The sequence below is a fragment of the Alteromonas sp. MmMcT2-2 genome, from assembly GCF_022348305.1.
In the GTDB taxonomy this organism is placed as follows: domain Bacteria; phylum Pseudomonadota; class Gammaproteobacteria; order Enterobacterales; family Alteromonadaceae; genus Alteromonas; species Alteromonas macleodii.
The window spans coordinates 1-1,163 of record NZ_JAKRFA010000125.1; the positions used below are offsets into that span (position 1 = coordinate 1).

At 48.7% G+C, this 1,163-nt stretch carries 2 protein-coding genes; both read left to right on the forward strand.

The window, feature by feature from the left end:
* The coding region (gene ltrA / locus MHM99_RS21135) for a group II intron reverse transcriptase/maturase (RefSeq protein WP_239220469.1) at positions 1 to 772 on the forward strand (772 nt) is incomplete at its 5' end.
* Between the two features lie 67 nt (positions 773 to 839).
* Positions 840 to 1,163 (forward strand): group II intron maturase-specific domain-containing protein (locus MHM99_RS21140; protein WP_275445643.1); only part of this gene is annotated, 324 nt, incomplete at its 3' end.

A 1,163-nucleotide genomic window follows, 5' to 3' on the forward strand; every position in this document is an offset into this window, starting at 1 on the left:
AAAGTATCGGCCCCCACACAGCACACTATCTTCGAGAGGAAGTATGCGGGTTTATTATAGTTTGTACGGTCACCTGCTTAATAAAGCGAGGCTGTTCAAAGGGTTTAAAAAGGTATTCAAAGCGAAAGGTGCGGCCGGAATAGATGGGCAGAGCCTGAATGCGTTTGCCTCAAATCTGGATAATGAACTATCGCAGCTTCTTCTTGAACTCAAAACCAAACGCTATCAACCACAACCGGTAAGGCGGGTCATTATCCCGAAAGACGGGGGCGGTGAGCGTCTATTGGGTATCCCAACAGTCAGGGATAGAGTGGTTCAACAATGCTTGAATGACCTCCTTACCCCCATCTTCGAAGAGCAGTTCCATCCATCAAGCTTTGGTTATAGACCGAAGCGGAGCTGTCACGATGCCATCAATAAAGCCACGATGTTCATCCGTCGATACGGACGGCGACACGTGGTGGATATGGACCTGTCGAAGTGCTTCGATAAGCTGGACCATACGCTTATCATTAAGAGCATCAAAAGGCGGGTTCGTGATGGTAGCGTGCTGAGTCTCATTGCTCAGTTCTTACAAAGTGGGGTGATGGTAGATGGACATTGGCAGCAAACAGAAACAGGCAGTCCGCAAGGTGGGGTAATAAGTCCGCTCATAGCGAACATCTATCTGGATGCGTTCGATGAGGAAATGAAACAACGTGGGCACCGCATAGTGCGCTATGCTGATGACATCCTTATCTTGTGTAGCAGTCGTGAAATTCCTTGGTGTTGAAATTGGGACGAAACATACCCGCATACAACCCAAGAAACTGACCGCGTTTAAGACAAAGCTAAAGCAGATGACGAGACGCAATGGCGGAATACCGCTACAGTCAGTCATTAATGCGCTGAACCCACTACTCAGGGGGTTCAGTCACTACTTCAAGATAGCCAATGCTAAAAGGGCATTTAAGCAAATAGCAAGCTGGCTAAGACGGCGCTTGCGCAGCATCCAACTTAAGTTATGGAAGAAGGCGAGCCGCCTCCATCGCTGGCTACGACAGCATGGTTATAAAGGCAAGTTCGCTCACATCAACATGACGAGCTGGTGCAGTGCACGCAGTCCTTTAGCAAGCTACGCGATGCCAAACAGTTGGTTCGATGAACTTGGGCTAATGAACTTG